The 26,201-nt window shown below is 50.3% G+C and carries 21 protein-coding genes; 7 read left to right on the forward strand and 14 right to left on the reverse strand.

What is annotated here, in order from left to right; all coding sequences use genetic code 11:
* Positions 1-8: 8 nt before the first annotated feature.
* Genes AAC022_RS22275 through AAC022_RS22285 form a run of 3 tightly spaced genes read right to left on the reverse strand, consistent with a single transcriptional unit; the run spans position 9 to position 4,473 of the window.
* On the reverse strand, positions 9-1,976 hold the full coding sequence (locus AAC022_RS22275) for an alpha-amylase family glycosyl hydrolase (protein WP_339734603.1): 1,968 nt from the start codon (positions 1,974-1,976) through the stop codon (positions 9-11).
* Complete coding sequence (locus AAC022_RS22280) at positions 1,973-4,210, reverse strand: HAD-IIB family hydrolase (RefSeq protein ID WP_339734605.1); 2,238 nt, start codon at positions 4,208-4,210, stop codon at positions 1,973-1,975. Before AAC022_RS22280 ends, AAC022_RS22275 begins: the two co-directional genes overlap by 4 nt.
* Complete coding sequence (locus AAC022_RS22285) at positions 4,207-4,473, reverse strand: hypothetical protein (RefSeq protein ID WP_339734607.1); 267 nt, start codon at positions 4,471-4,473, stop codon at positions 4,207-4,209. The genes AAC022_RS22280 and AAC022_RS22285 overlap by 4 nt, the downstream gene beginning before the upstream one ends.
* A gap of 286 nt (positions 4,474-4,759) precedes the next feature.
* Between AAC022_RS22285 and AAC022_RS22290 the strand changes: the two genes are divergently transcribed.
* Both AAC022_RS22290 and AAC022_RS22295 read left to right on the forward strand, forming a co-directional pair.
* Complete coding sequence (locus AAC022_RS22290; protein WP_339734609.1) at positions 4,760-5,509, forward strand: DUF1080 domain-containing protein; 750 nt, start codon at positions 4,760-4,762, stop codon at positions 5,507-5,509.
* A gap of 101 nt (positions 5,510-5,610) precedes the next feature.
* Entirely contained in the window at positions 5,611-6,939 is a 1,329-nt protein-coding gene (locus tag AAC022_RS22295) for a PQQ-binding-like beta-propeller repeat protein (RefSeq protein WP_339734610.1), read from the forward strand.
* A 14-nt stretch (positions 6,940-6,953) separates the two neighbouring features.
* Here AAC022_RS22295 and rimK read toward each other — a convergent pair whose 3' ends face one another.
* Entirely contained in the window at positions 6,954-8,357 is a 1,404-nt protein-coding gene (rimK, locus tag AAC022_RS22300) for a 30S ribosomal protein S6--L-glutamate ligase (protein WP_339734612.1), read from the reverse strand.
* A 107-nt stretch (positions 8,358-8,464) separates the two neighbouring features.
* The gene (locus AAC022_RS22305) at positions 8,465-8,914 is read right to left on the reverse strand and encodes a GNAT family N-acetyltransferase (protein ID WP_339734614.1); all 450 of its coding nucleotides are present in this window, start codon (positions 8,912-8,914) and stop codon (positions 8,465-8,467) included.
* 332 nt (positions 8,915-9,246) lie between these two features.
* On the opposite strand from AAC022_RS22305, the gene AAC022_RS22310 reads away from it, so the two are divergent.
* From AAC022_RS22310 to AAC022_RS22320, 3 genes are all read left to right on the forward strand, one after another.
* Entirely contained in the window at positions 9,247-10,212 is a 966-nt protein-coding gene (locus AAC022_RS22310; protein WP_339734616.1) for a DUF1559 domain-containing protein, read from the forward strand.
* Between the two features lie 75 nt (positions 10,213-10,287).
* A complete protein-coding gene (locus AAC022_RS22315) occupies positions 10,288-10,701 on the forward strand; it encodes a hypothetical protein (protein ID WP_339734618.1) in 414 nt (137 codons plus the stop codon).
* A gap of 65 nt (positions 10,702-10,766) precedes the next feature.
* Positions 10,767-12,218 carry a hypothetical protein gene (locus AAC022_RS22320; RefSeq protein WP_339734620.1) on the forward strand — a complete coding sequence of 484 codons (1,452 nt, stop codon included), beginning with the start codon at positions 10,767-10,769 and terminating at the stop codon, positions 12,216-12,218.
* Between the two features lie 539 nt (positions 12,219-12,757).
* On the opposite strand, the gene AAC022_RS22325 is transcribed toward AAC022_RS22320, so the two are convergent.
* From AAC022_RS22325 to AAC022_RS22365, 9 genes are all read right to left on the reverse strand, one after another.
* Positions 12,758-14,125 (reverse strand): PQQ-binding-like beta-propeller repeat protein, encoded by a 1,368-nt coding sequence (locus AAC022_RS22325; protein ID WP_339734622.1) that lies wholly within the window; start codon positions 14,123-14,125, stop codon positions 12,758-12,760.
* The gene (locus AAC022_RS22330; RefSeq protein ID WP_339734624.1) at positions 14,112-14,543 is read right to left on the reverse strand and encodes an Rrf2 family transcriptional regulator; all 432 of its coding nucleotides are present in this window, start codon (positions 14,541-14,543) and stop codon (positions 14,112-14,114) included. The genes AAC022_RS22325 and AAC022_RS22330 overlap by 14 nt, the downstream gene beginning before the upstream one ends.
* Positions 14,544-14,586: 43 nt before the next feature.
* Positions 14,587-15,378: a hypothetical protein gene (locus AAC022_RS22335; protein WP_339734626.1), complete on the reverse strand. Its 792-nt coding sequence runs from the start codon at positions 15,376-15,378 to the stop codon at positions 14,587-14,589.
* Between the two features lie 118 nt (positions 15,379-15,496).
* Entirely contained in the window at positions 15,497-17,158 is a 1,662-nt protein-coding gene (locus tag AAC022_RS22340; protein WP_339734628.1) for a DUF4198 domain-containing protein, read from the reverse strand.
* Between the two features lie 43 nt (positions 17,159-17,201).
* On the reverse strand, positions 17,202-17,984 hold the full coding sequence (locus tag AAC022_RS22345; protein ID WP_339734630.1) for a DUF3386 family protein: 783 nt from the start codon (positions 17,982-17,984) through the stop codon (positions 17,202-17,204).
* Between the two features lie 129 nt (positions 17,985-18,113).
* The gene (locus tag AAC022_RS22350; protein ID WP_339734632.1) at positions 18,114-18,581 is read right to left on the reverse strand and encodes a hypothetical protein; all 468 of its coding nucleotides are present in this window, start codon (positions 18,579-18,581) and stop codon (positions 18,114-18,116) included.
* Entirely contained in the window at positions 18,571-19,488 is a 918-nt protein-coding gene (locus AAC022_RS22355; protein WP_339734634.1) for a DUF1559 domain-containing protein, read from the reverse strand. Before AAC022_RS22355 ends, AAC022_RS22350 begins: the two co-directional genes overlap by 11 nt.
* A gap of 372 nt (positions 19,489-19,860) precedes the next feature.
* Positions 19,861-21,690: a DNA helicase RecQ gene (recQ, locus tag AAC022_RS22360; RefSeq protein WP_339734636.1), complete on the reverse strand. Its 1,830-nt coding sequence runs from the start codon at positions 21,688-21,690 to the stop codon at positions 19,861-19,863.
* 116 nt (positions 21,691-21,806) lie between these two features.
* Entirely contained in the window at positions 21,807-23,147 is a 1,341-nt protein-coding gene (locus tag AAC022_RS22365; protein ID WP_339734638.1) for a DUF1501 domain-containing protein, read from the reverse strand.
* Between the two features lie 553 nt (positions 23,148-23,700).
* Between AAC022_RS22365 and AAC022_RS22370 the strand changes: the two genes are divergently transcribed.
* Both AAC022_RS22370 and AAC022_RS22375 read left to right on the forward strand, forming a co-directional pair.
* A complete protein-coding gene (locus tag AAC022_RS22370; RefSeq protein ID WP_339734640.1) occupies positions 23,701-25,047 on the forward strand; it encodes a cyclopropane-fatty-acyl-phospholipid synthase family protein in 1,347 nt (448 codons plus the stop codon).
* Positions 25,044-26,180: an NAD(P)/FAD-dependent oxidoreductase gene (locus AAC022_RS22375; RefSeq protein ID WP_339734642.1), complete on the forward strand. Its 1,137-nt coding sequence runs from the start codon at positions 25,044-25,046 to the stop codon at positions 26,178-26,180. Before AAC022_RS22370 ends, AAC022_RS22375 begins: the two co-directional genes overlap by 4 nt.
* Positions 26,181-26,201 lie beyond the last annotated feature (21 nt).

Genomic DNA, 26,201 nt, shown 5'->3' on the forward strand with positions numbered 1-26,201 from the left:
TCCGTCGGTTAGACGCGATTCAGCCAGAGGATCTGGTAGGGCGCGAGCACCAGCTTCTCTGAAGTCGCGTAGGTTTTATCGTCGATCATATCCTGGAAAAATCTTCCGAGTCCGGCGGTGCGAAGTTTATTGCCTTCAATTTCCTGCTGTTCTTCGGAAAAGTTGGCGAGCACGATTAAACGATGTCCGTCATGTAAGCGGACATAGCCGAGAATATGTTCGTTTGCCGTCGCGATAAGCTCCATGTCCTGGCCGGCGAGTGCGGGTAAGGATTTTCTTAAGGCGATCAATTTTTGGGTCGATCGATAAATCTGTTTGCGGATCGAGCCGTTTTCGGTGCCGATATGGTCGTCGAGTTCTTCGAGGAATTCCCATTGCATTTTGGGGCGATGAATCCAGCGCGAATCGCCGGCTTTGGCGGGGTCTTTGACAAAATCGTAGTCATTGAGCATGCCCCATTCTTCCCCGAGATACAGGAGCGGAATGCCGCCGATGCTAAGTGAAACGCCATGCAGCAGGAGCATACGGCGGATGGCGATTTTTTTCTTTTCGTCATCGTCTTCTTCGATGGCCTGTTCCAGGCCGGCGAGGGATGCCATCGTTCCAGAGATGCGCATGTCGCCTGTTTCGTGGTTTTCCTGAAAGGGAACGCCGCGCGCGAACGAGTCGGGGAATTGTCCAGTATAGAAATCATTGAGAAAGTTTCGATGATCATAGGCATTGATGCCGATGGCTTCAGCGTCGGCATTGTCGAAAGTCCAGCCGATGTCGTCGTGGCAACGCAGATAGTTAACCCAGGATGTATTCGAGGGCAGTTTATAGCGGTGTTTGAGTGTTTGTGTCAGCAGGTTTACTTTGCGGGTGGCCAGCGATTCCCAGAGCAGCGCCATGAGTGTGGGGTTGTACGAGATCTGGCATTCATCTTCGCTGATATATTTGACGACCTCGTCGGGGTGGACGATGGCTTCGGACTTGAACAAGAGACCTGGCGCGGCGATGCGTGCCAGCCGGTTGAAGGCCTGGATGAGTATGTGTGCTTCCGGTAAATTTTCGCAGGTTGTGCCCATCTGTTTCCAGATAAAGGCGACGGCATCGAGACGCAGGATATCAATGCCGGTATTCGCGATGAAAAACATTTCCTCGAGCATGGCACGGAAGACGGCGGGGTTGGTGTAATTCAGATCCCATTGGAAGCTGTTGAAAGTGGTCCAGACCCATTGCTGCATGCCGTCGTGCCAGGTGAAGTTGCCGCGGCGGATAGTGGGAAAAATTTCGCGGAGCGTGCGTTCGTATTTTTCGGGCTCTGTCCGATCGGGATAAATATAATAGAAATCCTGGTACTCACGATTTCCGGCTTGCGCGCGTTGGGCCCATTCATGGTCATCGGAGGTATGGTTGAAGACAAAGTCGAGGACCAGTGAAATGCCGGCTTCGCGGAGGTCGGCGGCCAGCAGACGCAGGTCGTCGATTGTGCCAAGCCTGGGGTCTACCGAGCGGTAGGTGCTGATGGCATATCCCCCGTCATTATTCCCGGGACGGACGGCGAACAGCGGCATAAAGTGCAGATAGGTGAGGCCGAGGTCTTTGAAGTAACCGACATTCTCGCGGAGTTTGTTTAAATTATCCCCGAACAGATCGACATACAAAGCGCCTCCGGAGATCTTTTCCGACTGAAACCAGTTGGGTTCGTTGATGCGGTGATGATCGAGTTTACAGAGGTCTTTGGGACGTTCGGCCCAGGCCCGCGCAGCTGTGAGCAGAATTTGTTCGATGTGATAGAAGAAGTCGTACCGGGTGTGATACAGACGAAAGAGTAGCGCAAACAGAGGACGCCAATGTTCCTGCAGTCTTAATTCGAATTCGTGTCGTTTGCCATCGCTGATTTGGCTGGCTTGCCAGACTGCTTCGAGCTGCGGTTGCAAGCGTTGCAGTGTCAGATCTGCTTTGGAGTCAATCTCATCCTGCGCCGTGCTCATTCGATCCGATCATTGGGAATAGTTATCTTGTCTAAAAAATTGTAGTATTTGATGCCTTCGAGAATGCCTGCTGCATGAGAGGCCTTCGCGAAATAGACGCGGGGACGATTTCGGAGCCGTTCCAGCTCTTCACTATGATTGCCAACAACAACGCCCAGAGTCCGTCCCAGCAGCATGCCGGCATCGTTTCCGGAGTCGCCTGAGACGAGGACATGTTCCGGAGCGAAGCCCCATTTCCAGAGAACATGTCGCATGGAAAGGTCACTTCCGCCCCGCACTGGAATGATATCAAGATACATGCCAAGCGACATAATAACCTTAGCACGTAAACCGGCTTCCCGGAGTGTTTTTTTGATGGCGGTGATGCTGGGACTGAGGTTGGTATCGACTTCGTAACTGATTTTGAATTCTGACTGATGATCCTCTTCCTGGATGAATAATCCGGGAAGCGGATCGAGTACTTCTCTGATCTCTTCCGGCTTCCAGGCATAGCCGATTGACTTGCGCCAACTGAAGTCGGGGGTAAGGTGCTCGCCGTAGTGTAATTGTGTTCCAGCGTCAGTGTCAATCAGGTCCGGCTGCGGAAGCCCCAGTTCCTTAATCAAGGCCATAGCGCTGTCCAGACGTCGTCCTGTTGCGATACCAAAACCGATATGTTCATTTTCACGAATTTGTTCGATGAATTCCTGTAGTGCTTCATCATCCCCGGTCAGTGTATTGTCCAGATCTGTGATAATCAACCGATCGAAATCGGGGAGTCGCCGCAAGGTCGATTTATCAGCAAGAACGGGGGCCGGGGAATGTTTGAGGATGTCATCCAGATCACGCAGATAACGATTGGCATGATTATTCCAGGAATAGTATTCGCGTGTGCCTTTGATGCCGTTTGCTGACCAGTCGGTCCATTGCTCCGGTTCTGTGAGAACGCGGAGCAGCGCATGTTCGATGACTGATTGGTCTAACGGGTCAACGAGCAGTCCGTTTTGACAGTTAGAGATGATATCCCGCGGTCCTCCATCATTAGTGGCGACAATGGGTAGTCCGGTGGCGCCAGCTTCCAACAGGGTTAGGCCGAAAGGTTCCGTGAGTGCAGGGTTGATGAAAACCCCCTTTGTTGATGTCGCGAGCCGATACAGTTCGGGGACGTCATCTGGTTGGTGAGTTTTCGGGTAGGCGATTTTCCCATAAAGATTGTACTTATCGATCTGGTACAGAACATTTTCGATGATCGAACGTTGTGCCTTCGGTAATTCGCGCAGATCATCACGGGCACCCATGACTATGACCAGATTGGCGATTTCTTGCAATTGCTCGCTTTCGCCATAAACGCGGACCAGCATTTCCAGATTTTTACGTTCGTCGGGGCGTGCCACCGTAAGGATCATGGGTTTATCGGGTTCACGTAAGAAATGTCCCAGGTCGTCGGCAATTTTGGGCAGTTTCCAGTTTTTATCTGCTGGCGAAAATAAGTTTAAATCGACGCCGGGAGGAATGACTTCCATCCGCGAGGGTTCGTAATGGTCGTACAATTCGTATTGCTGTTCTACTTCCTGAAATGTGCTGGTGACGACCATCGATGCGGTTTCCAGAGCGAGCTCTTCGGCTTCGATGCGGGGCGTAAATTTGTATTTGTTCTCGAGCGCTTCGATATCAGTTTTACCAAGCGAGAGGCGTTGCCGTTTGACACGTCCAAGCGAGTGGCCGGTAAAGACGTAGGGGATGTGGAGCAAACGCGCCAGTTGTGCACCGGCAGCTCCCGCGTCAGCATAGTGGCCGTGAATGATGTCGGGTAAACCGGTTCGCTTGAAGTGCTGCAGGGTCTGGTCGACGAATAATTCGATATAAGGCCACAATGATTCTTTCCGCAGATAACGTTTCGGGCCGAAGGGAATTCTGACAATCTTGGCGTTTTCGGATATTTGTTCTTCGACTTGCGCATAATCATCGTCGATTTTGGGATCGATAATCTGTCTGGTGAGCAATTCGACTTCACGAACGTGCGCATGAGCGGCCAGTTCGCGTGCGAGTTCCAGCACGTATTTGACCTGGCCTCCCGTATCGGCATCGCGGCCTAATTCGGAGTCGTGCGCACGAATCAAACCATGCAGACTGATTAACGTGATTTTCAGGTCATCCGGTTTTTTGGCCGGAAACGCTGCGGATTTTGTTTTGGTCGCTGAGGGTGACTTCCGTTTGGTTGACTGATTTAAAGCATTACGGGGCATTTTCTTCATCCTGTTCCTTTAAGCTCTTTGAAAGAGGCACTTTCCGGCATCCGGGGAAAATGAAATTGCTGTGAGACTCCGTTCTGCACGGAGGGCGGTGCAAAATTCGGTAAAGCTTGGCTCGCTTTGATGCGCATGAATCTGCGAAAAGCATTGGATGGCGTGACGCGGATGTAGTCCGGCCGCTGAGCGATCACCGTGATCAATGAGAGACCACTGACTGTATCGCTTCTCCGCGCGATGTTGTTTACTGGCGTGTAAAACTGTCTCATCCTGCTTTAATCGTACCTGATTCATGATACTTTTATAAGGAGCAAACATCGTGCCGAACAAAAACAGTGGGGTTTACGTGTTTATTTCTACACCGTGAGGAGATTCCAGTATGAATGGAAGAGTAGCCTGCCGCAGAGCAAAAATCCCGTTTTCCCGTTTTCTGCCTGACTTTCCAACAGGCACATTGTATTTCGTGGGGTGTGAAATTAGAGTAATTAGTAAGGAAGGTTACTGAATCTTCTCGTTGGTACTAATTCACACCTTTGACAGTAAGAGGAATGGTTTATGGATACGACAGTCAGTTTAAAAAAGTGTCTCTGTTCGTTTCTGGTTCTTGTATTTGCGGGGACTTCCCTGTTGTCCGCAGGCGAGAAGAAAGCGGACTCCAAACTGAATCAGCCACCGGAAGGTTTTATTGCTTTGTTTAATGGAAAAGATCTGTCTGGCTGGATCGGGATGAATTACCATCAAGTCAAAGGCAAAAGTCCAATGGCCGTCAAGAAGATGCCTGCTGCGGAACGCGAAGCACTTCTGAAAAAGAACTGGGAAGATGTTTTGGCGCATTGGTCTGTTGATAAAGGTGAGTTGGTCAACGATGGTAAAGGCGTTTACCTGACGACGGCAGAAGACTTTGGCGATTTTGAATTAGTACTCGATTACAAAACCGTTGCGAAAGCCGATAGCGGCATTTATCTGCGTGGTGTGCCTCAGGTACAGATCTGGGACACAACGAAAGAAGGCGGCAAGTGGGATCGCAAAGCGAATCTTGGTTCCGGCGGGTTATTTAACAACAAGGGTGAAGGCAAATACCCACTGGTCCATGCCGACAAACCGTTTGGTGAATGGAACAATTTCCGGATTATCATGAAAGGGGAAAAGGTTACTGTTTATATGAATGGCAAATTGGTAGTGGACAACAAAAAGATGGATAACTATTATGAGAAAGATCAACCCATCTACGAGTCCGGCCCGATTCAGTTACAGACACACGGCGGCGAAATTCGCTTTAAGAATGTCTTTCTGAAAAAGTTATAAACAACTGAGTTCTGATGACCGCGTTCATTCTGCGAATCAGGCAGAATGAGCGTCCGTCAGAATTGAGAATGAACATTGCACTGTCAAGGAGGAGCTTACGCATGGTTGCATTTCATCACCGATGGTTCCTGCTGGGAATACTGTTACTGGCTGGTTGCACGAAGACAACTCCGGTAGATGAGATTTCGGTACAAGCCAGCGGCGTCTCGCTGAATGATGCTGTAGCACCCGATCTTTCTGATGGCTGGCCTGGCTGGCGTGGTCCTCAACAAAATGGCCATGCCGTCGGCCAGGAACTGCCGACGGAGTGGAGTGAAACAGAGAATGTGCTCTGGCGGACCAAAGTTCCCGGTCGCGGTCATAGCTCGCCTGTGGTGGTGAATGATCTGGTCTTATTGGCGACGGCCGACGACCAGAACCAGAAGCAGACCGTGATGGCCTTTGACCGCAAAGACGGTAGTCAACGCTGGGAAACAGTGGTGCATGAAGGTGGATTTCCGTCGTCTGGGGAATTGCACAAAAAAGGGACGAATGCAAACGGGACCCTGCTATGTGATGGAGAACACATTTATGCTGCCTTTCTGAATTCGGGAAAGATCATTGCGACCGCCTTCGATTTAGACGGCAAGCAGTTGTGGCAGCAGGAGCTGGGAGCCTTTAATTCGAAATTCGGTTACGCCCCTTCTCCCCTGCTCTATAAGTCGTTTGTGATTATCGCCGCCGATAATCGAGGCGGCGGTTATATTGCTGCTTTGGACCGAGACTCAGGTAAGATTGCCTGGCGGATCTCACGGCCTGCGGTTAGCACGTATTCCAGTCCGTTAGTGGCGGAAGTCGGGGGCCGTGATCAATTGCTGATCAGCGGTTGTGATCAGGTTGCCAGTTACGATCCCGCGACGGGGAAAAAAAACTGGAGCACTCCCTGTCTGGCAGAAGCGACGTGTGGCACGATTGTCACAACGGATGACAAAATCTTTGCCAGCGGCGGCTATCCCAAACGGCAAACGGTGGGTCTGTCAGCCGACGGCAAACTGCTCTGGTCAGACAAAACCAAAATCTATGAGCCTTCAATGCTAGTTGAGGGAGAACAGCTTTACGGGATCACGGACGACGGCATTGCTTACTGCTGGTCAACCGAGACGGGCGACGTGCTTTGGAAACAGCGCCTGCGTGGTTCGTTCAGCGGTTCGCCGATTCTCTGTAACGAGCTGATTTATATCTCGAATCTGTCGGGAGAGACATTCGTGTTTAAGGCGAAACCGGATGGTTATGAGGAAGTCTCAGTCAATCAACTGGGGGCTGACTGCTATGCGAGTCCGGCAGCCGTCGATGGACAACTCTTTTTGAGAGTGGGGACGCAGTCAGGCGGACAACGCCAGGAAGAGCTAGTCTGTATCGGTAAACCAGACACAACAAAAGTATCTGAGTGAGAACGAATTATCTTTTATTTCGTTCGTTTGCCGCTGAGTTCTCGTTTCCATTTGAGTTTTTTCTCGATGGCCGCAATCATCATGCCGGCAATGTCTTTCCCTGTGGCGCCTTCGATGCCTTCCAGACCGGGGGACGAGTTGACTTCGAGCAGAAGCGGTCCGTTTTTGGAGCGAATAATGTCAACGCCGGCGATCATCAACCCGAGGGCTCTGGTGGCTTTAACGGCGAGTTTGCGTTCCGTAGGGGTGATTTTGACGATAGATGCCGTGCCACCCTGATGAATGTTCGCGCGGAATTCGCCGGGGGCGGCTTCACGTTGGATCGAGGCAACGACTTTGCCGTCAATCACAAAACAGCGCAGGTCTTTTCCGTCTGCTTCTTTGACAAACTCCTGAACCAGCAGATTCGCGCGGAGTGCTTTGAAGGCGTTGATCACACTCTCGGCCGCTTTTCTGGTTTCTGCCAAAACGACCCCGCGACCCTGTGAGCCTTCCAGCAGTTTGACGATGAGGGGCGCGCCGCCGACCATTTCGATCAGGTCATTCGTATCCATCGGCGAGTTAGCAAATCCCGTGGTCGGAATGTTAATGCCACTTTTTAGCATTAATTGCAGCGAATACAATTTGTCTCGGGATTGTGTGATCGCCGTTGAGCTATTGACTGTCAGCACATTCATACTTTCAAATTGACGCGCCAGAGCACAGCCGTAGTAAGTGATGCTGGGACGGATGCGGGTGATGACCGCGTCCAGGTCGTCGAGTGTCTTGCCTCCCCGGTAATGTGCTTCCGGTTCGACGGCATCGAGTTTCATATAACATTGTTTGATATCGAGAAACGCCATCTCATGGCCACGCTCTTCACCGGCTTCTAGAATGCGTTGATTGCTGTAAAGCTCCTGGTTACTGGCGAGCAACGCAATTTTGAGTCCGCTCCGGGTTTGTTCTCGTTTGCCATAATGCTTGTCGAGCGTGTCGCTGGAGACCTGCCCCATGCAGAAGCTGATAGAGGGATCGACCAACATGCGACCACTCATGGCTTCGCGGCCTAAAAGCATGCGGAAGCCCATTGAATCCCGATTGGCCAGCGTGAGTTCAATTTCCCAGGCGACAGTGCCCATCTTCAGAGTAGCCAGAACGACGTAACGCGTTTCCGAGATCCCGCTTGAGCTTTTGACAACCCGCTTATCGACGATAGGACGTTCGCAGCGCACCACAACGCGCCGGTTATTTTGAAGCGGGTGGACTTCAAAACTAACCCAGGTTTCCCCCTGTCGTCTGAACTTCTGAACGTTGAAGGCATGGATGGAGGATGTTTTGGCACCAGAGTCTACGCGTGCTTTCATCGCAGGAATTCCCAAGTCGGGAAAGGCACACCATTCTTCACTGCCAACAATCAGTTTGGGATCATTATCTTTCATCGGTTATGTTGTCTTTCCTGATTCTTGAATGGGACGTTGTGCGCTTTGGGTCGCTTTCAGTGGCGAAGTCTCGCCCGCAAAATCTCTGATTCAGACCCATTTAAGGTCTACTTAGTAAAGTGGTAGACGTAAAACTGTTCGTCTCGCTTCCAGCCAGCCGACTGATACAAGGCTTGTGCCGTCTCGTTAGTGATTTCTGTTGCAAGTGAGAGCCAAACCGCATTCGTGGTTCTGGCATATTCGATGGCTGCCGTGAGTAGTTGAGTCCCAATGCCTTTTCGACGCCCCTCGGGTCTGACGAACAGATCATTCAAGATGAATGTTCTAGCGAGCGAAACTGAGGAAAAGCTGGGGTATAGTTGCGCGAATCCAATGGGCGTATTGGATTCCGAGGCGAGGAACATGACCGATTCCCCATGAGTAAAGCGTGCGATGAGAAATTCTCGGGCTGCATCAAGATCACTGGTGCGTCCGTAAAACTGGCGGTAACTGTCAAACAGAGGTACGAGAACGTCCATGTCGGCGAGAACGGCTTGTTTGACGGTGATCTGGTTCATAGTTTAGACAGAAATTATGTAGGGGGAATGATTTTGAAAACGAAAGCGTAAAGTAGTGTTTGGTTTGATGCTTGTCCACGACCTGAGCGAAAGTATTTCCCAGTTTCATTTGATCGACGATTGCCACCAGTTGTTCAAATTCATCGGAAATTAATTATCGAAATAATTGTGCTAATGCAATGAAATTGTATTTACATAAATAGTGCATGTGCTAGGATCGGATCATCAGAGCGAAGTGAGTTACGGTCTTGTTCAGGGTGATGTGCCATCGCGATTGCCACTGTTTTTGATTTATTTATCTGTTGGTTATTTATCTGGGAGATGGAGGAGTGATGAATCGAAAACGCGGATTTACTTTAATTGAACTATTGGTGGTGATCGCCATTATTGCGATTTTACTCGCACTATTATTACCGGCGGTGCAGATGGCACGTGAAGCGGCAAGACGGGTGCAATGTAAAAATCATCTGAAGCAGTTGGGCCTGGCTTTGCACAATTATCACGAAACCCATTCCCAACTCCCTTTGATGGCTTCTGATTCACTATATGGTTATTCGCCTTCCGCACAGCTGCTTCCCTACTTGGATCAGGCTAATTTGCAGAATCTGATTGATTTTCGGGAACCGTTGCTGTCGGGACCTGCCTGGGCAGCGACGATTAATCCGTCTCTGGAAGTGGTGGCCCGCCAGTCATTGCCGGTTTTTCTCTGCCCCAGTGATGCAGGAAACGTGTTTTACACAGACGACAACGGAACGGTCTGGGCTGGTTCGAATTATATGGTCAACGGTGGTTCCGGTCTGGATACGAATTATTGTTCCTCTGAAAATGATGGTTTGTTCTGGCGGGGTTCATCGACCCAATTTCGTGATATTACCGATGGTACGACGAATACGATATTTATGGCGGAAACCCTATTTGGTGATCGAGGGCCGGACACGACGCTGTTACTGAATGCCGATCGGCAGATGAAACGTGTGAGTGGCGGCGGGCCCTGCTCTGTCTCTGCGGATGATCTGGTCGCTCGATCGGCAACAAGATATGAAGGACGCCGTGCAGGGGCCTGGATTCGAACGTTGGGCTACAGCACTCTGGTACACGGTTACTTTCCTCCTAATTCTTCGGAACCGGATGTTTCCCATCATGGCGAGGTGATTTCCGGGGCACGGAGCCTGCACGCTGGCGGTGTTAACGCGCTGCTGTGTGATGGCAGCGTACGGTTTGTCGGAGAGAATATCGATTTGTCGACATTACGGAATCTGTTCAATCGGGCGGATGGCGCTGTGATTGGCGAATTTTAAGTTCTGTTTGATTGTAAAACGGGATTCTCCCGAACGTATGGGAGAATCCGAAGTAAGACGGGAGCGTGTTTTTAAATGTCGGTTTGGAGTCTCAAAGTCTGGTTACGCGGGGGAATCTCGTTCTCGATGTTCTGGTGCCTGGCAAGTATCTTCGGTTGTGCTCCCGAGAGTGGGGAACAACCGGAGCTTGTCGAATTGAGCTACCCAGAGACATTTACCGCCACGGGCATCAACTGGAGACGAGAGCAGAAGCTGGGGCCCTCAGACAGCCGATTATTGACCCGTTATTTCAGGGGCAATCCGAGTTTGGCGGACAGCCCTGCGTTCCAGGGACGCCCTGCCGTTTATCACGGAACGCAAAACCGCCGCCGGTTTTATTGGATCCAGGGAACTGTCGCGCAGTGTGTCTGGGTCTGTGTGCAATACGACCGTAGACGCTTCCAATTTCTGGAAGGAACAGGCACACCCTGGCGAGACAAATTGAAGTAAGGGTTCTGCATTCGTTGTAGAAGCCGCTGTATTCATTCATTTTTTTCAATTGAGGAGATGACGAGATGGGATTATTGCGCCTCTATAACGCGAGATTGTGTTTTCTGCTGGCTCTGGGATTGATGGGACCGATGCCGTTGATCGTGCGAGCTGAGGCAAAGGTGCCTGCAAAATCGCAGCAGCACAAGCAGTCGGGAGTTTCTAAACCGACATCCAAAAAACGGACCGTCTGCCGTCTGTTTTATCAGGACCGTGCCACGCAAACGGTGAAATGGGCCGATGTACGTAAGGGGAAGACGCTTACTCTCGAGTCGCCGGCGGTGCTTGATGCGTTTCCGAAACTGGATGCGGAATCGCAGAATCTGGTGCAGATGGAGCAGAGTCTGGAGACATTAATGGTAGGAGTGCGTGATCAGGAAGGAGGACAGAACCAGAGTGGCTGGGTCTTTTTCGATTCCGGTGTGAAAGCAGAGTCGCATGGCAATCATTCGCACTGGTACTACAAAAAACAGCCGAAAGTGATCGAGTCGCGACTGGATACGGCACAGGGGAACCCCGCTCATCTGTATTGTTATCAAGGGGTATTCTATCTGGCCAATGATCGCAATTCGGGTTATACGCGTCTGGATCCTCAGCTGTATCGGAATGATCCGCAGGCAAAAGTCAGGACCGGTTTTCATCGAGGCGGGGGAAATCATATTACGCTGGCGGTGGCTGCAGGGATAACCGGATACTCAACGTGGATTGATGGTGGCGGACCTCAGAAAGGGATGGTCGACGTGACACGGATTCTCCCTGAAGGGAATGAGCAGGTTGCGTATTCGTTCGCATTGCCTACCGGTGCCATTCACGGGGCGACTGTCTGTGAGGGGAAAGTGTTTTTTGCACCAGCAGACGGGATCTGCTGGTGTGAAGCTGACCTGAATCCCCTGCCCGGTTCGCAGTCCAAAGTAAAGGTTCAATATCTTTCACTCGGCGAGGATGCCGAGACAAAGAAGCCGGAGAGAACGGGGGCGTTTGTGACTCAGCGACACTTTGTCTGTTTTGTCTCCGGAAAAGGTGCCTCGGCCCGGCTGTGTCTATTGAACGCCAAGCTGGATGAGCCTGCTCTGACTTCTGTTCCGTTGAAAATGGACGAAGGGAACTCTCCCGCAGGTCTGGAAGTGATCAAAACGGCATGGGGCAAGCGACTGGCATTTGTGTTTCATAATCATCCCCAGGAATTGGATCAAACGGAGTATTTGAGTCTGATTGACCTGGACCCTAATGCGGATCTCGATTTTCAGGATGCCAAGCTGCTGAAACAGGTCAAGGTAGGACCGAGTAAAGTGGAGGGACACTACGGGCATCATGCGATCACCTTTGATCAAGCGGGCCGCTATGCTTTCTGGACAGAACCGGGGACGGGGATGATTCAAGCATTGTCTCTAAAGAGTTTGGAGCCTGTTGGATCATTTTTGGTGTCTGGCGTGCCGACAAAGGTAATTGTTGTGGGGCAGCAGGACCGACGTGACTGAATGAGCAGCGAACCTTTTATTTCATCTCACATCAACAGCAGCAGATCGGGTATTCTATAGGGTCGTGCAGCGATATGTTGTGCGGTCCTTTTATTAATTGATCGCAGTTGTTTTAGGGGTTTATGGAGATGTCGAAACTTTTTTGTCGAAGGGCGTCAGCAAGTCAAGAGAATGCGACAGTCGAAAGGCTTTGGTACTGGTGTGAAACGTTACTATGCCAGGACGAAAGACGTCGAGACAGCGTCGAAGCGAGTCGATACGAGGTGAAAATTCGGAACCGAGTTGAATGGTCGCTGGAAAATGTGTTGGATGTCCAGTCGATGATTGAGGGGATCGGTTCAGTACGCGGAGATAAGCAGTGAAGAAACTGGTTAGCTCGCGCGCGACACACAGCAGGGAGTATCGTCGTGGGCGGGATGCTGTCAAGTTCTAAATAGACAGTAGAAAATGGATGTGTTCTAAAAACAAAGCCTCCGGAATGAATCCAGAGGCTTTGAATTTCAGCATTACTGACTTTTGAGAAAACTTGATTGCGTGGTTTACTTTTCGGATGAACCGATGCAGTAGAGTTCGGTTCCTGTTCGAATCAAGAGAGCCTGATCAACGGCCGCGGTGCCATAGATGGTGGGGCCGAATTGAGGATAGCCGCCTCTACCGGAGCCACGACCTTCTGACTTTGGTTTCTCGTCCTGCTTTGCGGTTTTCTTAGTCTCAGGTTTGTCTTCCTTTTCAGCGAAGAGTGGATTGGATGCGAGCAATTCAAATTCCGATCCCGAACGGATGACGTCAGTCGTCCCTTTCTTCGTGAAAAAATAGATTTGGTCCCCTGCTGCTAATGGTGAACTCCAGCAGGGACCAGTGAGACGTTGAGCGTAATGTTGTTCTCCTGTCTGCAGATCGAGACAGTAGACCACGCCGACTTTATTGACGAAATAGGCACAGCCTTTGTATGCGAGTGGAGTGCAGTAATAGGAAACGGCTTTTTTTGCTTTCCAGAGGACTTCGTAGTCTGGCTTGCCTGCTTTGGTGACGAGTTTCAGGCAGCAGTTGGAAGCACTGGCTTTTTCCGCGTTGGGATTTCTTCGATCTGTGGACGCACCGATCAGAATCATGTCTCCATGGACCGAGGCCGAAGGAATGGTGTTGCCGCTAATGCCGGAATGAGTCCAGAGCAGTTCGCCGGTGAGTCCCTGGTAACCTTTCACAGTGCCACGCGAACTGACAATGATTTCCGGTGTTCCAGCTCGATCAGCAATCGTGGGAGAGGTCCAGGCGACACCTTCTTCACGATCGGTTTTCCAGTTTGTTTTTCCTGTTTTTTTATCTAGAGCCAATAGGTAAGAAGGACCATCGTGGGCTGTTAAAACAATGATCTGATCTGCCGTTTGTGCGAGAGAATTTCCGATGCCATGGTTGCTGACAAAAGCACCGTAATCTTTCACTAAAGAACGGTGCCAGAGTGGTGATCCGGAATGCGTATAAGCGACGACATCACCACTTTCGTAAAACGCATAGACGCCGTCTTCATCAACAATCGGCGTGGGGGCGGCGCGCGAGACCATGGATGAGGTTTTCTTCGTCTGGCTGGCTTTGATCTCTTTAGCCCAGACTAACTGTCCGCTGGAAAGCTCGTACACGTGGAGCAGACATGTTTCCTGCTGTGGCCCTTCAATGGATGTCACGAAGACCTGGTTTTTCCAGATGACGGGAGAAGATTGTCCGTACCCGGGAACGGTTTGCTTCCAGCGAATTCCCTGTTCGTGAGACCATTTTACAGGCAGATTCGCAGCGGGTGAAATGTTGGAACCATTGCCACGAAAACCAGACCAGATATCCGCACCTTCCACATTTGTGGAGCAAAGTAGGAGTGCTAAGGAAAAAAGGATTGTGATTTTATTTTTGAACACAGTATTGTTCCTTTAATTTCTGTTTCACAGGAATCGTAATGATGTCTGCCAATGATGTTTGATCTAAAGCCGTTTCCAGCATGGAAAGTGTCTGGTTCAAGTGCTCGTTTAACTGATTGATTTCTGTTGAAATTGAAGCGGTAGATAAGAGTGAATTCTTAGCGGTTCCCGATCTGACCGATTTGATAATGTTCAACAGAGAAATATTATGTGGGGATTGAATCAAAGCATAGCCGCCGTTCTGTCCGCGTTGTGATCGTATCAGACCGGTGCGATTTAATTCCAACATGATTTTGGGCAGATAGGCGTGTGGAACCTGCGTCGCTTCAAAAAGTTGATCGCGTGTGATAAAGCTGGGATGACGAAATGCCAGGCAGGTCATAGCCCGTAATGCATATTCTTCGGTTTGCGAGATCATGACAGTTTCTCTTTTAGGCACGCTGCGAGCTTGGTTCAGCGTGTTAATTATTCAGGGGGTCGGAAAATCGGCTTGGAAACACTTTCGTCGATTTTCGGATCTCCGTTGATTGAAGTTGTTTCAGTTGATTAAGACAAATTTCGCGTCGGTTGTCATCATTCGCCTGCGAAAAAATGTTGATCAGTTTTTTCAGGCATGCAGCACACGGGATCTGATTCAGTTCGGATATTTTTATTTCTTTGACAACGCGGTAGGCCTGATCAATCTGTCCTGACTGTTCCAATACATTACTCAATGCCATTCGAAAGTGTCGATTCTCCGGATCCAGCATTACAGATTTACGGAGCACATTGGCAATCTGTTCTTTCGGGTAATGCAGCTTTCCCATAAAGCAGGCCATGCCCAACCAGGACTCGGCACACTCAGGATCTCGCTTCACTGCTTTTCTGCAGGCTTCGAGTGCCAGATGAGTCAGTTCGGGGTATTGTCCCAGATAAGACGAGATCGCCGGCAAGAGTTTGTCTGGAAGGTCCTGTCGTTGGAGCAGAATTGAAAACACCGATTTCGCCAGTGAATGTTTGCCGATTTCCAGATAATTTTTAGCCAGAATATATTGTCCGGATGCAGAAATGGGGATCAAAGTCGTAGCCGTTTCCAGCGAGCTGATTGAAGTATTCTGCCAACTGAGCGAGTCTTCTACCAGCCCTTTGAGTTCCCACGCTTTGCCTTCATCGGGATGCGTTTTCAAGAGCTGCGAGATTCGCTCCAGTGCTTGATAGTGCAAGCCTTGCCGGAACAGGCCGATCGCTTTGTTCAGTGCGTTTTGGGTGTCCATGGTATTCTCACTGAGGGGGGGAAGAATATTGATGAGCCACAAAAAAAGAGAGACAAGAACTCCCGGAATGGGGCGTATCCAGAACAGAGCTCTTGTCTCTACAAGCGGAAACTCGCTTTTAATTCAATTTGACCTGCTCAATGGATTTCAGGTGTCCTTTACGAGAGGCACCACCAATGGCGAGCAGACCACCGTTACCGTCGGGCAACAGGCGATGGAAAAATCGAGGCGTCTTGAGCGCTCCTGCTTTTTTCCACTCATTCTTTTTCTGATCCAGTTGGTATACACCACCGTCCATGCCGCTGACATACAGGTTTCCATCAAGACTCCAGGCGCTTGTACCGAAGCCATTCATCGTACTGCCAGGCAACTCAGGGCCTTTGGTCCATTTGCCGGTTTCGGGGGAATAGATGTCGACTTCATGGCTGATATCACCATCGGAGTCGATGCCACCCAAGGCAAAAATCTGTCCCTTGTGAGCAGCAGCCGAGAGGGCACGACGTTGGAATGGTTGCTTAATTGCTTTCCATTTGGGGTCTGCCTGAGATGCATCGAGAACGAGCATGTCTTCCTGCCAGATCGATTCATCTTCTTTTTGCATCGTCCAGCCACCGACAACATATAGCTGGTCTCCCAGAAATACCGAGTCGTGTGAAGAGCGACCAGTGGGCATGGAAGTAACAGCTTCCCAGGCTTTCTTTTTGGGAGAATAGCGTTCGACTGTAGGTAGAGATTCCATCAGAGAATCTTCTTTTTTCTTATTGTGGACCGAGAGCCCACCGACGCGATAAACACTGTCGCCGTGGGGCGCCATTGCTAAGCCTTGCAGAGGTGTTTTGAGTGTCAATGTTTCCCAGGCCTTGGGCTGCTTCAGGTTCAGACGCTGAAACGATTGCGAGAGGTTTTCAGCACTGTGTGCGTGAGCGCGTCCAATGTGACCGCTATAGACATAGAGGTAATCTCCACTCACAGCGGCTCCAAAGCTGGAGATGCCTTCGGGAAGCTGAGGAAACTTACTGTCAACTTCAGGAGTTGATTCTGTTGCTGTTGTCTTTTTACTTTCAGACAGAGCGACAAATGGCAGAGTCAGAGTGGAATAGTGTCTGATGCTATCGTATTTGTCGCCTTTGTGTTCGCCTTTTTTCTCTTCGGTATGTTTTGTACGAATCGAGTAGACGCCGTCGGTTAATTTCGTCTGGAACTGTCCTTTGGCGTTTGTCGCCGCGGTGACGGTTTCACTGCTGGTTTCAGGGCCGATGATTTTGAGTTCGGCGTCTGCCAGTGGTTTGCCGTTCCAGTTGACCTGCAGGGTGACTTCTTCGCCTTTCAGAACGGGGACGATTTCCAGTGGCAGTTGTTCTGAGGTGTTGATTTTGCTCCAGACACGCTGGCTCTTTTGAGGAAACGCTTTGGCGTAATACTTCAGCAGGAACTGGCTTTCGCCGCGGGTGATCACGCCGTAGGTATGATCGAGACCGTAGGCAGCTCTGCCTGCACCTTTGGGTTTGGGGGTGATGAACAGTGAATCATCGCCGGCGGTCAATTTGTAAGTTTCCAGTTGACCTTTTGAGGTCTTTTCCCAAACTTTGATGTCTGTGAGTTTCTTGAGCAGATCCGGGTCATCTGGTTCGGCGGCTTCTCCAAAGTAGAGTTGAACTTTCGCGGCGTTGTTCTTGCCTTCAGCCTGAGGCAGGAGCCAGAGGAAGTGGGCAAAAGCCTGGTTTGTCATCGAAGCAGCCAGCAGGCAGATGATGGCGGCGGTCCATTGAAACGTTTTCATGTGCGTACTCTTGTTTTTAAAGGGTTAACGATTGCGCCCGTACTTATTTTGTTTCTGTTTGTGAGAGTGATTCGGCAGTGAGCAAACGATGGTTGGAAAGTTTGATTGAACCGATGTTTCTCTCGAAGTTCTCGCTGCATTCCACAGTCAGCATGGTTGCTGGCAGGTCAAAATTTCCAACACGGGCAAAGCCGAAGGTGTTGCTGCGATTGGAAGTGATCGCTCCCGTATTAGGATTTCGGTAGGTGACGGAAGTATCACGGGGTAGAACAGCACCCTCTTTGGTACGCCAGACATCCAGTGTGGAAATGGTGAACCACATTTTATCGGAACGACGCTGGACTTCGGTCATGACATCGTCTTGCAGACGAAAGGAGACCTTTTTGCCATCGATATTCACCAGACGTCCCAGCGGGTGGTTGATCTGTTGATCAGCGAATGTCGCGGGAATCGGTTTCTGCTGACGATACTTACGATGGCCGATGACCGATCGCAGTTTTGGCAGACTCCATTCGGAAAGCGATTCATCGTCGAGTATGAGTTTGACTTTGAAGTCTTTGTCTGCGGTCAGTTTGCCTGTGGTCTGCTTGTCGTTATAGCGTACGGTAACATCGGCTTTGAACCCGGGGAAATCACGCCAGACAGCGCGGGCTTCTCGTGCTGCCTGATAGAGTTTGGTCGCAGCTGCTTTTTCCTGGTCTGTCTCAGTTTCAGGCTGACCTTTCGCGGGCGTCCATTGCATTGTCGCCGAGAGTGTCAGCAGCACAATCAGCCCGGCCAGTCCCCATTGTTTCAGTTCCCGTTGAACCGTTTGATAGAACTTCATGAGATTTCTCCGTTTGCAGTCAAGAAAAAATGGTCTTTAGTTATTTGGATTCGATTTTGAAATCGAATGAGTTTTATTATCTGCTGAGCGGTGGCTGCAGTTGGTAGGAATTCAAATCTGATTTCAAGATCAGTTTTTCTTTTGTTTTGAATTCGAGGAGAGCTCAAAATTGAAATCGTTTGGGCCTTCGGGGGTCACAGACTCCGTCAACTGGCTGCGTTTATTATAGGCGGCAGGAACCGTGATCTTATCGATTTTTGTAATTCCCTGCTCTTGCATCCGTTTGAACGCTTCTTCGTCATCTTCGGGAAATCCACCATCATCTGTCGATATGATTTCAATACGATGGGTCCCGACGATGGGGCCATATTGCTTGTCAACTTTAAACATCCCGACGCGGATTTCCGCAAAGGACTTTGGTCCTTTCGTTGCTCCCGTGGGAACGAATCGGATAATTCCTTCTGGAAGGGGTTCTCCATCCAGGAGAACCATTCCCCGCACCGAAGCACGGGGAAGTTCGTTCGAGGAACCACAACCAGCAAGAGCAACCAATGCCAGGCAAACAGAGAAGGCTGAGGCGAGTCGATTAAAATTCACCAATCACCTCCCCGCCGTTGCGGGTTGCCAGAGCATCCAGCAGAGAGGCATCAATATTTTCAGAGATAAAGTGGACCGAGCCATCAACAAAGACAAACTGCACGCCACCCACATGGTCACTGCGAAACGATTTTCTCCAATCGCTGTCGAACACGGAATCATCGGCGATATCATGGGGGTTGAAATCGCTAGAAGTAAAACAGACAGTCGAACCTGGGTAGGGACTCGCCCAGTATGTGTATCCATAGCGTTTCTCACCGCTACAGCTTGAACTGCTACCAAATGTATAATCTGGCAGGTTATAAGCGGTTTCTCCGACTAACAGGGTGCTCGTGGTGCCATCGGTGATGTCTCTAAATCGAATTTTTCCAGCGGTGCTGCCTGTATAAACAATCGCGCCATTTTGTTCTGGCTGTGGATCGCCATAATGTGCCCAGTAAATATTGTAGTCTTCTGTTCCTCCACAAACAGCATAGTTTCCAGGAGCACGGCCATAATCATCTGAGCAGCTTGGCACAGCGCGTGGCATGGGTGAAGAGGGACAAAGATAGAAAGGAAGTATTTGTGACACTACATCTGCATTATAGGAGTTGGTATTTTTCAAATTGAAATCGTAGAGATTGTAGGCATTGGCTTGATCGATAAAGGGAAGGATCGAAACAAACAGGCTGCCTCCACTCAATTCGCTGTTCGCATTGGCATTGGGCAAGCAGGTATAGACGTCCGCATAGTTATGCACGGCCAGACCGATTTGCTTCAGGTTATTCTTACACTGAGTTCGGCGGGCGGCTTCACGGGCTTGTTGGACGGCGGGGAGTAGTAAGGCGATTAGAATCGCGATGATGGCGATGACTACCAGAAGTTCAATCAGCGTGAAGGCACGTTTCGTGCGATGGCGGGGTAACATGGTTTCTCCTGAAATGTAGCGGGATACCAGAATGAATAAAATTGAATGGGCTCTAACCCAGTTCAATGACCGATTGTTCTGGCTGGCTGGCTACCGATGGTGAAAACCATATTTGCTGGCTGGCTGATTGAAATTGAAACTCAATCTCAATGAAGGGATGTTATACTTCCATCGACTGCCCTGCAATGTTTCTCGCAACAGATTTTGCGAAAAATAGGAAAATACAAAAAGGATGCTTGGTAACTGACTGAAACGTAGGGGCTTACGGCGTTAATGTGTGCCGGGACAAACACGATGGTCTGAGGCACGTTCAACTCGTGGTAGCACGAGATTTGATGATCCCTGATTTAATGAATCCAGGGTTTTAGTCTGTTATTCGTCCTGATAGCCAGTAATGCAGTCGAGAAACTGCTGTCCAAAATCATCGCATTTTTTCTGCCCGACTCCCCAGATTTCGAGGAATTGTGGCAATGTCTGGGGTTTGTGACGGGCCAGTTCGCGGAGTGTGGCATCGCCAAAGACCATGTAAGGTTGCAGGCCTTTTTCGCCGGCGATTTGTTTTCGCAGGCTGCGTAACTCTTCGAACAACCCCTGGTCCACGCCCTTCCAGTTCAGGTCGGCTAAATCATTTTTGGTGCGACGTGTTTTGTCAGCCTTTACTTCCTGGGTTGTACGCATGAGCTGTGGTATGACTTCTCCACGTAGTAACTGCCAGCCCGAATCGGTGATTCGCAGTTGTTGATACTCGGCGGTTTTGGTTAAGAAGCCTTGCGCCATCAGTTGATTGAGCCAGTGGCGAATGGTCGTCAGGCTTTCCCGCTTGAGCAGGCCGTATGTGCTCAACTTATCGTGCCGATTCGCGAGTACTTTCTTGTCTTTCGAGCCTTTCAGCACAGAGGCTGTGTAGGTAGAACCATAGTTTTGATCCTGTCTGAAAATGGAAGACAGAATTTTCTGACCGATTTCCTGGGCCTCTTCTACTTGTTCAAAATCGCCGCGACACAGATCGCAGCCGGTCTCGCAATCCTGTTCCAGATCCTGTCCGAAGTGTCGCATCAGAAAGCGGTGTCGACAGTCAAAGCTGTGGCAGTAGTTTTGCATGGATTGCAGTGACTTAAGCGAATTCGCTTTCGATTCATCGGGTTGATCATCTAGAATGCGTTTCCAGATCATCGCGTCCTGCTCGGAATAAAGTAAGACGCACTCAGCTTCGAGGCCGTCCCGCCCTGCTCTGCCGCTTTCCTGCTGATAATTTTCAAGGGACTTCGGCAAGCCGGCATGAATCACATAACGTACATTGGGTTTGTCAATGCCCATGCCGAACGCGATGGTGGCGACGATCACGTCGACACGGTCCTGAATGAAGGCTTCCTGGTTGGCGGCGCGTTCCTCGTCGGGCAGCCCGGCATGATAGGGACGCGTTTCATAGCCGGCATTGTTCAACGACTTACTCAACGATTCAACATCCGCACGCGAAATACAATAGATGACTCCCGGTTCATTCGGGTGACGTTCCAGAACTTCCGAGACCTGCGCAAACCGGTCTGCCCGTCGTGCGACAGAGTAAGTTAGATTAGGGCGGTCAAACGAACCGATCAGGACATCAGGTTCATTGAGAGCCAGTTGGACGGCGATATCGTTGCGTACTGGTTCGGTGGCGGTCGCGGTATAGGCGTGAATGCCACACTGCGGATAAATATTTTTGAGTTCCTGCAGTGCGTGATAATGCGGGCGAAAATCGTGTCCCCACATACTGACGCAGTGCGCTTCATCAATCACGATGAATGCCAGCTTGATTTCCGTCAACATGCTGAGCATGCCTTCCAACATCAAGCGTTCGGGAGCCACGTATAGTAGTTTGATTTCCCCTTTGCGGACGTCACTCAGGACTTTTCGTGATTCTTTCTGATCCAGCGAACTATTCAGGTAGGCGGCGGAAATTCCACAGACGCGGAGGGCATCGACCTGATCTTTCATCAGGGAAATTAAGGGGCTGACGACGACCGCCATACCGTCCACACAGAGTGCGGGCGCCTGGTAACAGAGCGATTTTCCCCCACCCGTGGGAAGGACGACCAGGGAATCACGACCTTCGAGGACAGCCGTCATCGCTTCCTGCTGGAGCGGACGAAATTCGGCGTAGCCCCAGTATTCGTGCAATACATCCAGTAAAGCGTCATCCATCCCTGCTTTCGCCATCATTCATTCCGATAATTATGTGTGCGTCGTCTGATAAAAACTCTCTCAAGGCAGACACATATCGTAGCGGTTCAGGCAGAAAAGCTAAAGGATGAGCTTTTCAGTCTTAAAGAAAGCGATTAAATCACTTCGTGCAGCGGTTCGTGATCATCGACGAGGTAATGCGGGCGGCCGGAGAGGTCACGGATGGGGGCGGTGTTGTGGTCGATTCCCAGGTGACGATAGAGGGTCGCGAAGACTTCTCCGAAGTGAATCGGGCGATCGGCGATTTGGGCTCCCAGGCGGTCTGTCGCACCAATGACCTGACCGGTCTTGAAACCGCCGCCGGCCAGTAAGCCGCCACCCACGGCGGGCCAGTGATCGCGGCCGCCATCTTTATTGATTTTTGGTGTACGACCAAATTCTCCCCAGGCAACAACGGCGACGTCGTCGGCCATGCCGCGTTCGTGCAGGTCTTCGATCAGTGTGGCTAAGCCTTGATCGAATTGGGGGAGGTGTGTTGTTTTCAAGCCGCCGAAATTATTACTGTGGAAATCCCAGCGTCCGAAATTCAAGGTGACGATTCGCGCGCCGGCTTCTACGAGGCGACGGGCCATCAGGAAATGTTCGAGGTTCCGGGGGGCACCATCGCCGTAGTTTTTCGGGTCCCCTTTTCCATAGCGCTCTCGGATCGCGGGATCTTCCTGCGAAAGATCTAAGGCATTGACCAGTTTATTGGATGTCAAAATGTTGAAGACCTGTTGGTTCATGTCATCCATGCCCTGCATCGATCCGCTGGCATCTGCCTCGCGTTTAAATTGATCGAAGGTGGCCAGCAGTTGTTTCCGATTATTGAGCCGGGATTCGTCGATGCCATTCAGAACCATGTTCTTGCTGGATGGTCCGGAAGGGCGAAATGCGGAATGGCTGACTCCGAGAAATCCGGGAAGACCGGGAGAACCATAAGGAGGATGCCCGGTATTGGGAGCCAGACCAACAAAGGGAGGCACGGCAGGATCAGCGGGGCCTGTCAGTTTGGAGACGACCGAACCAATCGAAGGCCAGCCACCGGCGGGCTGATTGCGGGTAGTGCGTCCGGTGTAACAGATGAACGAGTCATGAGCACCGTTGGGTGAACCATGTACTGAGCGGAGTGGAACAATTTTGTCGGCGATGTTGCCCAGACGAGGCATGTGCTCGCAAATTTGAAAGCCGGGGACTTTGGTATTGATCGGCCGAAACTCACCACGAATTTCCGAAGGTGCATCCATTTTGAGGTCATACATGTCCTGATGCGAAGGAGCACCGCACATGTAAATCATGATGACGGCTTTATGGCGTTTGCGGTTCCCAGATGCGGATTCTGCTTGCAGCAGTTGGGGCAGGCTGAGTCCTCCCAGACCCAATGCGCCAACTTTCAGGATTTCCCGACGTGAAATACGATCACAGAGCTTCGTTTCTGGTCCCCAGATTGACAGCATAGGTGTTCCCTTCTCAAGGAATGGCAGGAGTTTAGTGTAGGTATCGGTTGGTGAGCTTTATGGGTGTGAATGCAATGATAAAAAATCATTGATATGACTAATTGTAGCAGCTTCCAGAGCGGAATTCCAAGTCCAAATTGTCCAAGTCTGCCCCTGAATCAGGAAAAAAACGGGGGTATGTTTTATTCTGGGAAAAGGGGCTGGAACGGAAAATCTGGATCGATTATCCGTTCTTTGCGAAATTTTGTATGCTCAGGCAAAAGCAGTCAACTTGGTCAACGAGATCTCAGGCTTGTTTTTAATGGCTATGGAGTCTGTGCGTGTGTTCCGGTACTATGAAGTATGCTAGCTGGGAAAATAAGTAAATTGCTCTTCGGTCCATTTTTAAATTATAAGATTAGTGATCAGAAATTCAAAAAGGAATTGAAATTTCAATTCCTTCAGTGAAAATAAGAAGCGGTGCTTTACTATTCGAAAAATTATTAGTTCGAGGTTTTTTTAAAGCGTTTTCAATCGAGTAAGAATCGGGTCGTCGCAGTTCGGGAGAACTCTAGTGAATCCAACAAAGTCAGACTCCACACCCCAACATGCTCAACTGGGAGGAATATCTGGTTCAGAACGTCATGTTGCCCTTTCTGATATTCATGCTCGTTTACCAGACCCGCAGAGAACCTCTGGCAAAGCAACCGCTTTGGACCGATGGCTGATGCGTACTATGCTGCAGAAAGCTGGTAATCCGGAAATTGAAGTTGTCTTATGGGATAACACCATCATTACAACGTCCCCGACTTCCCCTGCTGTGCGACTCTTCATTCATCAGCGCAGCACATTGTATAAGCTGTTGATTGATCCTAGCCTGGCTTTTGGAGATGGTTATACACAAGGAATCGTTGAAGTCGAAGGTGGTTTGATTGCCTTCAATGAAGCCATCGATCGATGTACTCTTACGGCCGATACCAAACACTTTTATCGGGATGGAATTCGGAGTTGCCTGGGCTGGTTACAGCGGAATACGATCGACGCGGCCCGCAGTCATATCCATCATCATTACGATATTGGAAATGACTTCTATGAACTCTGGCTGGATCAGCAACTTGCTTATACGTGTGCCTATTTTTCCGATCCGGAGATGTCACTGGAAGCCGCTCAGATTGCCAAAATGGATCACGTTTGTCGAAAAGTCGGTTTGAAGCCGGGAGATACGGTTGTTGAAGCCGGTTGTGGCTGGGGTGCGCTGGCGTTGCATATGGCTAAATATTATGGTGCGAAGGTGAAAGCGTTTAACATTTCCCACGAACAAATTGTCTATGCCCGCGAACGTGCCAGGCAGGAAGGATTGAGTGATCAGGTTGAGTTCGTGGAAGATGACTGGCGGAATATCACCGGCAATTACGATTCCTTCGTGTCGGTCGGGATGCTGGAACATGTCGGCCTGAAAAATTATGAAACGTTGGGTGAAGTGATCGCCGGTTGTCAAAATCCCGGTGGTCGTGGCCTGGTTCATTCCATAGGCTGTAACGCGCCGCGGGTTTTGGATAGCTGGACCACCAAACGCATTTTTCCCGGCGCGCATGTGCCCAGTTTGAGCCAGATGATGCAAATTTTCGAGCCTCAGAAACTTTCGGTTCTGGATGTCGAAAATATTCGCCTGCATTATGCACTGACTCTGGAACACTGGCTGCAGCGCTATGAACAGAACATCGATCAGGTCCAGGAAATGTTTGACGAAAAATTCATCCGTACCTGGCGGCTCTATCTGTCCGCTTCGGTAGCTGCATTTCGGTCTGGTTCCCTGCAGTTATTTCAAGTGGTCTTCACGAATGGGGGGAATAACGAGATTCCCTGGACGCGCGCTGGTTTGTATCAGACTGAGCCTTCGCAGGCGGTGAAACGATCATGACTGAGATGGAGAATAAGGCGTGTGATGTGCTGATTGTGGGAGGAGGGCCATCGGGTTCCTCCTGTGCCAGAGGGTTGCGTGATTCAGGCCTTGATGTATTGATCATAGATAAGGCGATGTTTCCACGAGATAAAGTCTGTGCAGGCTGGATTACCCCGCCTGTTGTAGATCTGCTTGATCTGGATCTGGATGATTATAAACGAGAACATGCTCTGCAACCGATCACGCGTTTTCGAACTGGAATTATTGGTGGTACCGCGATTGAGACCGAATACGCAAAGACGGTCAGTTATGGCATCCGGCGTTGTGAGTTTGATGACTACCTGCTCAAACGCTGCGGCGCCCGGACTCAGTTGGGTGTGCCTTTTAAAACGATGGAACAAAATGAGAATGGCTGGCTGATCAATGGTTCTCTGCAGGCAAAGCTGGTGGTGGGGGCAGGCGGTCATTTCTGTCCGGTAGCCCGCTGGTTGAATCGGGATAACCCGTCGGAAAAATCGGTCGTGCTGGCTCAGGAAACGGAATTTGAACTAACTCCCGAGCAGCAGAGTCTCTGCCGTGTGAAACCGGACAGACCGGAATTATATTTCTGTCGCGACTTAAAAGGGTATGGCTGGTGTTTTTATAAAGATGGCTATTTGAATGTCGGTATGGGACGCGAGGGAGAAAAACAACTGTCGGCGGTACGCGAAGAATTTACCGACTATCTGGATCAAGAGGGGCGCGTGCCTAAGGAGATCCTCGGCAAATTTAAAGGTCACGCTTATCGCCTGTATGGTTTGCAAAAACGGACGATTATTGACGAGAAGTTATTGTTGGTGGGAGATGCGATCGGGATGGCGTCGTCGCAAAGTGGAGAAGGCATTCGCCCTTCCATTGAAACGGGGTTGATCGCCGCTGACGTGATCCGTAGTTGCCAGCAGGATTATGCAAAGGATCGATTGGCCGTTTATCAGGAGAAGCTATTTCAACGGTTTGGCGAATGGTCGGAGCATCCGGAAGCAAGCCTCATTCCGGCAGCACTCCGTCAGTTTCTGGGACGACAATTTATGTCGACCCAGTGGTTCACGCGCAAGGTTCTACTTGATCGCTGGTTCTTACAACAGCATGTACCGCCGCTGGTTCGCGGTTGAACTGAGCGGTTGAATCGAGCC

The sequence above is a fragment of the uncultured Gimesia sp. genome, from assembly GCF_963976445.1.
Classification (GTDB): domain Bacteria; phylum Planctomycetota; class Planctomycetia; order Planctomycetales; family Planctomycetaceae; genus Gimesia.